Consider the following 9,853-nt stretch of genomic DNA (forward strand, 5'->3'; position numbering starts at 1 on the left):
GCCGCCCCCTCCCGGCACCCCCGCCCCCCCCCCCCCCCCGGCGCCGCCGGGGCTCTGACGCATGGTCACGGATGTGCCACGGCAGGTGTGGCCGGCCGCGCGCCGGGCAGGATCCGGCATGTCGGCGGACCGCCGGGAATTGCGCCGTGGGAACACCTGACCGGCCATTCGAACGCGGTCGACGCACAGTGCGGACATCCACAGGATCGGGTGGTTTTCCCCCGTCCACAGGCGGGTCGGCCGCGAGTTATCCAGAATTTGTCCACAGGGCCGTCCGGGTTACGCTCGTCCTCCCAGGTCAGCCCCCTGTGGACTTGTGCACAACGGTTATCCACAGGGTGTGGACAGTTGACGCTCCGCCAGTCGGCCCACACGGTTGTCCACCGGTTGTCCCCAGGAATCGGGATGTTGTCCCCAGGTTCTCCACAGTGCTGTCCACAGTTCGACAACGGGGCGCTATTGTTCACCCCCAGGTGTGAAAGGCGTCACGCGCCGGTGCTTGCAGCCCGTGGATAACCCCGCCATGATCTGGGGACAGTCCTGTGGACAACCTGTGGATACTCAGCGTGCCCTGTTGATAACGCTCCGCTGTCCACAGCGACGCCTGCTTGTCCACAGCTGCGGTCCACAGCCTCTGTGGACAAAATATGGGGCCTGACCTGCGAAAACAGGGTTATCCACGGTATCCACAGGCCCTACTACTACCACTACACCTATAGAGCCCCCTTCTTGATCAACAGGGGGTCGGGCCGAAATCTGTGGACAACCGCTCCCCGACATCTGTTCGGCTTGCCGTGGCCCATCTGCCCCGACTGTCGGCGGAGTACGTCAGACTGTTCTCGGCAACTGGAAGCCGGGCGGTTGCGCCGGGCGGCCCAGTGCACGAAGACGATCAAGCGCGAATGCGACAGCAGTGAGCCAGGAGGCGGTTACCGGTGAAGTTCCGGGTGGAGCGTGATGTCCTCGCGGAGGCGGTGGCCTGGGCTGCTCGCAGCCTCCCGGCGCGGCCGCCGGTGCCGGTGCTCGCCGGCCTGCTGCTGACGGCCCAGGAGGGCGCCCTGGCCCTCTCCGGGTTCGACTACGAGGTCTCGGCCAGGGTCGAGCTGGAGGCGGACATCGAGGAGCCCGGCACCGTCCTGGTCTCCGGCCGCCTGCTCAACGACATCTCCCGCAACCTGCCGAACCGGCCGGTGGAGATCTCCACCGACGGCATGCGGGTCAGCGTGGTCTGCGGCAGCTCGCGGTTCACCCTGCCGACCCTGCCGGTCGACGAGTACCCGGCCCTGCCGGCGATGCCGACCGCCACCGGCACGGTCTCCGGCGACGTCTTCGCGTCCGCCGTGAGCCAGGCGGCCGTCGCCGCGGGCCGGGACGACACCCTGCCGGTGCTCACCGGCGTCCGGGTCGAGATCGAGGGCGACCGGATCACCCTCGCCGCCACCGACCGATACCGCTTCGCCGTCCGCGAGCTCCTGTGGAAGCCCGAGCAGCCGGACATCTCCGCGGTCGCCCTGGTGCCCGCCAAGACCCTGCAGGACATCGCCAAGTCCCTGGGCAGCGGCGACACCGTCTCGATCGCGCTCGCCTCCGGCGGGGCCGGCGAGGGCCTGATCGGCTTCGAGGGCGCGGGCCGCCGCACCACCACCCGCCTGCTGGAGGGCGAGTTCCCGAAGTTCCGCAGCCTCTTCCCGACCGAGTTCTCGGCCGTCGCGGCGATCCAGACCCAGCCGTTCCTGGAGGCCCTCAAGCGCGTCTCCCTGGTGGCCGAGCGCAACACCCCGGTCCGCCTGAGCTTCGAGCAGGGCGTGCTGACCCTGGAGGCCGGCTCCGGCGACGACGCCCAGGCCACCGAGCGGATCGACGCCGACCTCGAGGGCGACGACATCTCGATCGCGTTCAACCCGGGCTACCTGGAGGAGGGCCTCAAGGCCATCGACTCCGCCTACGCCCAGCTGAGCTTCACCACACCGACCAAGCCCGCCCTGCTGAGCGGCAAGCCCGCGGTGGACGCGGAGGCGGACGAGGCCTACCAGTACCTGATCATGCCGGTCCGCCTCTCCGGCTGACCGTCGCCCTCCACAGCCTGTGGACACCCAGGCCTCCCCCGGTCAGCCCGGCCGCGGGAGGCCTGGGTCGCTTCCCGGCGTAGGCTCAGGCTGTGCGGCAACGGCGCCGCCGTCACAGCACGAAACCACAGTGAAGGACTAGGTCATGGAGCTCGGCCTCATCGGTCTCGGCAAGATGGGCGGCAACATGCGCGAGCGCATCCGCCGCGCCGGCCACACCGTCATCGGCTACGACCGGAACCCGGAACTCGCCGACGTCGACAGCCTCGAAGAGCTCGTCAGCAAGCTGCAGGGTCCGCGCGTGGTGTGGGTGATGGTCCCGGCCGGCGGTCCGACCCAGGACACCGTCGAGCAGCTCGCCGAGCTCCTCTCCCCCGGCGACGTGGTGGTGGACGGCGGCAACTCCCGCTGGACGGACGACATCAAGCACGCCGAGCAGCTCGCGGCCAAGGGCATCGGCTTCGTCGACTGCGGCGTCTCCGGCGGCGTCTGGGGCCTGGAGAACGGCTACGCGCTGATGTACGGCGGCGACGCCGAGCACGTCGCGAAGGTCATGCCGGTCTTCGACGCGCTCAAGCCCGAGGGCGACTTCGGCTCGGTGCACGCCGGCAAGGTCGGCGCCGGCCACTTCGCCAAGATGGTCCACAACGGCATCGAGTACGCGATGATGCAGGCCTTCGCCGAGGGCTGGGAGCTGCTGGAGGCCGCCCCCGAGGTCACCGACGTGCGCGAGGTCTTCCGCAGCTGGCAGGAGGGCACGGTCATCCGCTCCTGGCTGCTCGACCTGGCCGTCCGCGCGCTGGACGACGACGAGCACCTGGCCAAGCTCAAGGGCTGGGCCGCCGACTCGGGCGAGGGCCGCTGGACGGTCGAGGCCGCGATCGACCACGCCGTCCCGCTGCCCGCGATCACCGCCTCGCTGTTCGCGCGGTTCGCCTCCCGGCAGGACGACTCCCCGCAGATGAAGATGATCGCCGCGCTGCGCAACCAGTTCGGCGGCCACGCGGTCGAGTCGAAGTAGTCCCCCAGCGGTCCACAGAAGGCGGGCGCAGTCCACACCCATGCATGTCGCGCATCTGTCGCTCGCCGACTTCCGCTCCTACGCCCGGGTCGAGGTACCCCTCGACCCGGGCGTGACGGCCTTCGTGGGGCCGAACGGCCAGGGCAAGACCAACCTGGTCGAGGCGATCGGCTACGTGGCCACCCTGGGCAGCCACCGGGTCGCCACCGACGCCCCGTTGATCAGGCTCGGCGCCGAGCGGGCGGTCGTCCGCACCGGCATCGTGCAGGGCGGCCGCACCACCCTGGTCGAGCTGGAGATCACCCCGGGCAAGGCGAACCGGGCCCGGATCAACCGCTCCGACAACGTGCGCCCGCGCGACGTCCTCGGCCTGCTGCGCACCGTGCTGTTCGCCCCCGAGGACCTGTCCCTGGTGAAGGGCGACCCGGGTGAGCGCCGGCGCTTCCTGGACGAGCTGCTGACCGCCCGGGCGCCCCGGCTGGCCGGCGTCCGGCAGGACTACGAGCGGGTCCTCAAGCAGCGCAACGCCCTGCTGAAGACCGCCGCCATGGCGCGCCGGGCCGGCGGCGGCAAGGGCGCCGACCTCTCCACCCTGGAGGTCTGGGACGGCCACCTGGCCCGGGCCGGGGCCGAGCTCACGGCCTTCCGGCTGCAGCTGGTGGCGGCGCTCCAGCCGCTGGTCGCCGAGGCCTACCGGCAGTTGGCCCCGGGTGGCGGCGACACGGTGCTGGAGTACCGCAGCTCCTTCGAGGGCGAGCTGCCCACCAGCCGGGAGCAGGCCGAGGAGCAGCTGCTCCGGGCCCTGCAGGACGCCCGCCGGCAGGAGGTCGAGCGAGGGCTGACCCTGGTCGGCCCGCACCGCGACGAACTGGTGCTGCGGCTCGGCCCGCTGCCCGCCAAGGGGTACGCGAGCCACGGCGAGTCCTGGTCGTACGCGCTGGCCCTGCGGCTGGCCTCGTACGAGTTGCTCAAGGCCGACGGCGGTGAGCCGGTGCTGATCCTGGACGACGTCTTCGCCGAACTCGACGCGCGCCGCCGGGACCGGCTGGCGGAGCTGGTGGCCGGCGGCGAACAGGTGCTGGTGACGGCGGCGGTGGCGGAGGACGTGCCGAAGGCGCTGGCCGGCGCGCGCTACGCCGTTGCGGACGGCTCGGTGGCCCGACTCGACCCGTGAGGCCCGCGGGTTCCGTACCCTGGATGGCTCGCCCCCGGCGCACGCGGGGCGCGGGACGGGCGCATCGCACGGTGCATGCACAGGCTGGGGACAAGGAGCGCGGATGACCGACACCCCGGAGCCGTCGGGCGTGGACCTGGCGCGGGTGGCCCTGCGGGCCGCCAAGGAGCAGGCCCGCCAGCGCGGCGAGCAGGTGCGCGAGAAGCGCGAGGCCAAGCGGCACGGGCTCCGCAGCGGGGCGCGGGCGGACGGCCGCGATCCCGTCCCGCTGGGTGCGGCGCTGAACAGATTGATCACGGAGCGGGGTTGGGAGGCGCCGGCGGCGGTCGGCGGGGTGATGGGCCGCTGGCCGCAGATCGTCGGGCCGGACATCGCGGCGCACTGTGTGCCGAAGACCTTCGACGAGGCCGAGGCGGTGTTGACGGTGCAGTGCGACTCCACCGCCTGGGCCACCCAACTGCGCCTACTCGCTCGCCAGTTGGTGGCGCGGCTGAACCACGAGCTGGGCCACGGGACGGTCCGGGTGATCAAGGTGCTGGGCCCGGACGCGCCCAAGCGCGGCTACGGCCGGCTGCGGGCGCCGGGCAGTCGCGGGCCCGGGGACACCTGGGGCTGACCGGCCGGCCGCGGCGTCACCCGGAGTGAACTCTTCCGGAACGCCTGGCGGCCCGCGTAGCGGCTCTGAGCCCCCCGGTCGAGTATCGGGACATGTGCGGAGGGGATTCAGGGCGGCACATCTGCCCTCAGGGGCTGCCAAACGCCCCTCTCTGTCAGTCGTACCGGTAGACTGGAAGCCAAACACAGTTGCTGCCAGCAACCGAGTCGAAACGCCGTGGTCGCAGGCCCGCCCGAGACAGGGGCGGGGGTGCGGCCCGCGCTGTGCCAGAGAGGGCGCTTCGTGGCCGATTCCGGCAACCCCAGCCAGACCCAAGAACCGATCGACCCGGCCACCGGGAAGTCCTACGACGCCAACGCGATCCAGGTGTTGGAGGGCCTCGACGCCGTCCGCAAGCGCCCGGGCATGTACATCGGCTCGACCGGCGAGCGAGGCCTGCACCACCTGGTGTACGAGGTCGTGGACAACTCCGTCGACGAGGCGCTGGCCGGGCACGCGGACACCATCGCCGTGACGATCCTGGCCGACGGTGCGGTCCGGGTGGTGGACAACGGCCGCGGTATCCCGGTGGGCATCGTCCCCGGCCAGGAGAAGCCGGCCGTCGAGGTCGTGCTGACCGTTCTGCACGCCGGCGGCAAGTTCGGCGGCGGCGGCTACGCGGTCTCCGGCGGTCTGCACGGCGTCGGCGTCTCGGTGGTGAACGCGCTGTCCACCCGGCTCTCGGTGGAGATCCACACCGACGGTTACCGGTGGACCCAGGACTACAAGATGGGCGCCCCGACCGCCCCGCTGGACCGGCACGAGGCCACCGAGCGGACGGGCACCAGCGTCACGTTCTGGGCCGACCCGGACATCTTCGAGACCACGGTCTACTCCTTCGAGACGCTGTCCCGGCGCTTCCAGGAGATGGCGTTCCTCAACAAGGGCCTGACCATCTCGCTGACCGACGAGCGGCCCGAGCACTACGACGACGAGGGCAACCCGCTCTCGGTGACCTACCGCTACGACGGCGGCATCGCCGACTTCGTCGCGCACCTCAACTCCCGCAAGGGCGAGCCGGTCCACCCCTCCGTCATCGACTTCGAGGCCGAGGACAAGGACCGCACGATCTCCGTCGAGATCGCCATGCAGTGGAACAGCTCGTACACCGAGGGCGTCTACTCGTTCGCCAACACCATCCACACGCACGGCGGCGGCACCCACGAGGAGGGCTTCCGCGCCGCGCTCACCGGTCTGATGAACCGCTACGCGCGCGACAAGAAGATCCTCCGGGAGAAGGACGACAACCTCTCCGGCGAGGACATCCGCGAGGGCCTGACCGCGATCATCTCGGTCAAGCTCGGCGAGCCGCAGTTCGAGGGCCAGACCAAGGACAAGCTCGGCAACACCGAGGCGAAGACCTTCGTGCAGAAGGTCGTCAACGAGCACTTCGCCGACTGGCTCGACCGCAACCCCAACGAGGCCGCGGACATCATCCGCAAGTCGATCCAGGCCGCCAGCGCCCGGGTCGCCGCCCGCAAGGCCCGCGACCTCACCCGCCGCAAGGGCCTGCTGGAGACCGCGTCGCTGCCCGGCAAGCTCTCCGACTGCCAGTCCAAGGACCCGGCGGAGTGCGAGATCTTCATCGTCGAGGGCGACTCGGCCGGCGGCTCCGCCAAGCAGGGCCGCGACCCGCGCACCCAGGCGATCCTCCCGATCCGCGGCAAGATCCTCAACGTCGAGAAGGCGCGGATCGACAAGGTGCTGCAGAACACCGAGGTCCAGGCGCTGATCTCCGCCTTCGGCTGCGGCATCCAGGAGGACTACGACGAGTCCAAGCTCCGCTATCACAAGATCGTCCTGATGGCGGACGCCGACGTCGACGGACAGCACATCCGCACCCTGCTGCTCACCCTGCTGTTCCGCTTCATGCGGCCGCTGGTGGAGGCCGGGTACGTCTACCTCGCGATGCCGCCGCTGTACAAGATCAAGTGGGGCAAGGACGACTTCGAGTACGTCTACTCCGACCGCGAGCGCGACTCCGTCATCGCCGCGGGCGTGGAGGCCGGCCGCCGGCTGCCGAAGGACGACGCGATCCAGCGCTTCAAGGGCCTCGGCGAGATGAACGCCGAGGAACTGCGCGTCACCACCATGGACCAGGCCCACCGTCTGCTGATGCAGGTCACCCTGGAGGACGCGGCCCGTGCCGACGACCTCTTCTCCGTCCTGATGGGCGAGGACGTCGAGGCCCGCCGGTCCTTCATCCAGCGCAACGCCAAGGACGTCCGCTTCCTGGACGTCTGACGGGGCCCGCCCCCGCCAGTACCGTCCAGTCACGCGTGAAAGGAAACTGACCACCAGTGGTCGACGACAACCGTCCCGACGGCGACATGCAGCCGGAGCAGGCCGAGAGCACCGCCATCGACACCTTCGTCTCCCGGGTCGAGCCGATCGAGCTCGAGACCGAGATGCAGCGCTCGTACCTCGACTACGCGATGAGCGTGATCGTCAGCCGTGCGCTGCCCGAGGTCCGCGACGGCCTCAAGCCGGTGCACCGGCGCGTGCTGTACGCGATGTACGACGGCGGGTACCGGCCCGAGAAGGGCTACTACAAGTGCGCCCGCGTCGTCGGCGACGTGATGGGCAACTACCACCCGCACGGCGACACCTCGATCTACGACACCGTCGTCCGCCTGGCCCAGCCGTGGTCGCTGCGGATGCCGCTGGTCGACGGCAACGGCAACTTCGGCTCCCCGGGCAACGACCCGGCCGCGGCGATGCGCTACACCGAGTGCAAGATGATGCCGCTCGCCATGGAGATGATGCGCGACATCGACGAGGAGACCGTCGACTTCGCGGCCAACTACGACGGCCGCTCGCAGGAGCCGACCGTCCTGCCCTCGCGCATCCCCAACCTGCTGATCAACGGTGCCACCGGCATCGCGGTCGGCATGGCCACCAACATCCCGCCGCACAACCTCCGCGAGGTCGCCTCCGGTGCGCTCTGGTCGCTGGAGCACCCGGAGGCCTCCAACGAGGAGCTGCTGGAGGCCCTGATCGAGCGGATCAAGGGCCCCGACTTCCCCACCGGCGCGCTGATCGTCGGCCGCCGCGGGATCGAGGACGCCTACCGCACCGGGCGCGGCTCGATCACCATGCGCGCGGTGGTCGAGGTCGAGGAGATCCAGGGCCGCCAGTGCCTGGTGATCACCGAACTGCCCTACCAGGTCAACCCCGACAACCTCGCGCTGAAGATCGCCGACCTGGTCAAGGACGGCAAGATCGCCGGCATCGCCGACGTCCGCGACGAGTCCTCCTCGCGGACCGGCCAGCGCCTGGTCATCGTGCTGAAGCGCGACGCGGTCGCCAAGGTCGTGCTCAACAACCTGTACAAGCACACCGACCTGCAGACCAACTTCGGCGCCAACATGCTCGCCCTGGTCGACGGCGTGCCCCGCACCCTCTCGCTGGACGCCTTCATCCGGCACTGGGTGGCGCACCAGATCGAGGTCATCGTCCGCCGCACCACCTTCCGGTTGCGCAAGGCCGAGGAGCGCGCCCACATCCTGCGCGCCCTGCTCAAGGCCCTGGACCAGATCGACGCGGTGATCGCCCTCATCCGGGCCTCCGAGAGCGCCGACGCGGCCCGTACCGGCCTGATGGGCCTGCTCGACATCGACGAGCTCCAGGCCAACGCGATCCTGGAGATGCAGCTCCGCCGCCTGGCGGCCCTGGAGAGCGCCCGCATCCTCAGCGAGCACGACGAGCTCCAGGCGAAGATCAACGAGTACAACGCCATCCTCGCCTCCCCGGAGCGCCAGCGCGGCATCGTCTCCGAGGAGCTCACCGCCATCGTCGAGAAGTACGGCGACGAGCGGCGCTCCACCCTGATCCCCTCCGACGGCGACCTCTCCATCGAGGACCTCATCGCCGAGGAGGACATCGTCGTCACCATCACCCGCGGCGGCTACGTCAAGCGCACCCGCTCCGACCTGTACCGCTCGCAGAAGCGCGGCGGCAAGGGCGTGCGCGGCGCGCAGCTGAAGCAGGACGACATCGTCGACCACTTCTTCGTGACGACGACCCACAACTGGATCCTGTTCTTCACCAACAAGGGCCGGGTCTACCGCGCCAAGGGCTACGAGCTGCCCGACGCCGGCCGCGACGCCCGCGGCCAGCACGTCGCCAACCTGCTGGCCTTCCAGCCCGAGGAGCACATCGCCCAGGTGATGGCGGTGCGCACCTACGAGGACAAGCCGTACCTCGTCCTCGCCACCCGCAACGGCCTGGTGAAGAAGTCCCCGCTCAAGGACTACGACTCCCCGCGCTCCGGCGGCCTGATCGCGATCAACCTGCGGCAGGACGAGGAGGGCCGGGACGACGAGCTGATCGGCGCCGAGCTGGTCTCGGCCGACGACGACCTGCTGCTGATCTCCAAGAAGGCCCAGTCGATCCGCTTCACCGCGACCGACGAGGCGCTGCGCCCGATGAGCCGCGCCACCTCGGGCGTGAAGGGCATGGCGTTCCGCGAGGACGACGAGCTCCTCTCGATGAACGTCATCCGACCGGGTACCTTCGTGTTCACGGCCACCGACGGCGGCTACGCCAAGCGGACGTCGGTGGACGAGTACCGTGTCCAGGGCCGCGGCGGTTTCGGTATCAAGGCGGCGAAGATCGTCGAGGGCCGGGGCTCGCTGGTCGGCGCCCTGGTGGTCGAGGAGACCGACGAGATCATGGCCATCACCCTCTCGGGCGGTGTGATCCGGACAAGGGTTTCCGAGGTCCGTGAAACCGGACGTGACACCATGGGCGTCCAACTGATCAACCTCGGAAAGCGCGACGCGGTGGTGGGCATGGCCCGCAACGCGGAGGCGGAGGACGAGGACACCGCGGAGGACGAGGCCGGCGAGGCCGCGCCCACCGCGGACGGGACGAGGGCGGACGGCACGGCCGACCAGGCCTGACCGCACGTCCGGCGGCCGGTGCACCCCCACCCG

General features: G+C 70.3%; 6 protein-coding genes. All 6 read left to right on the plus strand.

Annotation, left to right across the window (positions count from 1 at the left end):
- Positions 1-935: 935 nt before the first annotated feature.
- The 6 genes from dnaN to gyrA all read left to right on the plus strand — a co-directional run bounded on the left by dnaN (position 936) and on the right by gyrA (position 9,820).
- Positions 936-2,066, plus strand: coding sequence for a DNA polymerase III subunit beta (gene dnaN / locus ACFV0G_RS15730; RefSeq protein ID WP_380546933.1), 1,131 nt, complete (start codon positions 936-938; stop codon positions 2,064-2,066).
- A 145-nt stretch (positions 2,067-2,211) separates the two neighbouring features.
- On the plus strand, positions 2,212-3,087 hold the full coding sequence (gnd, locus tag ACFV0G_RS15735; RefSeq protein ID WP_380546935.1) for a phosphogluconate dehydrogenase (NAD(+)-dependent, decarboxylating): 876 nt from the start codon (positions 2,212-2,214) through the stop codon (positions 3,085-3,087).
- A gap of 40 nt (positions 3,088-3,127) precedes the next feature.
- A complete protein-coding gene (recF, locus tag ACFV0G_RS15740; RefSeq protein ID WP_380546937.1) occupies positions 3,128-4,261 on the plus strand; it encodes a DNA replication/repair protein RecF in 1,134 nt (377 codons plus the stop codon).
- Between the two features lie 103 nt (positions 4,262-4,364).
- Positions 4,365-4,877, plus strand: coding sequence for a DUF721 domain-containing protein (locus ACFV0G_RS15745; RefSeq protein WP_380546939.1), 513 nt, complete (start codon positions 4,365-4,367; stop codon positions 4,875-4,877).
- 282 nt (positions 4,878-5,159) lie between these two features.
- Positions 5,160-7,160: a DNA topoisomerase (ATP-hydrolyzing) subunit B gene (gene gyrB / locus ACFV0G_RS15750; protein ID WP_380546941.1), complete on the plus strand. Its 2,001-nt coding sequence runs from the start codon at positions 5,160-5,162 to the stop codon at positions 7,158-7,160.
- 56 nt (positions 7,161-7,216) lie between these two features.
- A complete protein-coding gene (gyrA, locus tag ACFV0G_RS15755; protein WP_380546943.1) occupies positions 7,217-9,820 on the plus strand; it encodes a DNA gyrase subunit A in 2,604 nt (867 codons plus the stop codon).
- The last annotated feature ends 33 nt before the right edge of the window (positions 9,821-9,853 follow it).

This window comes from Kitasatospora sp. NPDC059571 (genome assembly GCF_042735675.1).
In the GTDB taxonomy this organism is placed as follows: domain Bacteria; phylum Actinomycetota; class Actinomycetes; order Streptomycetales; family Streptomycetaceae; genus Kitasatospora.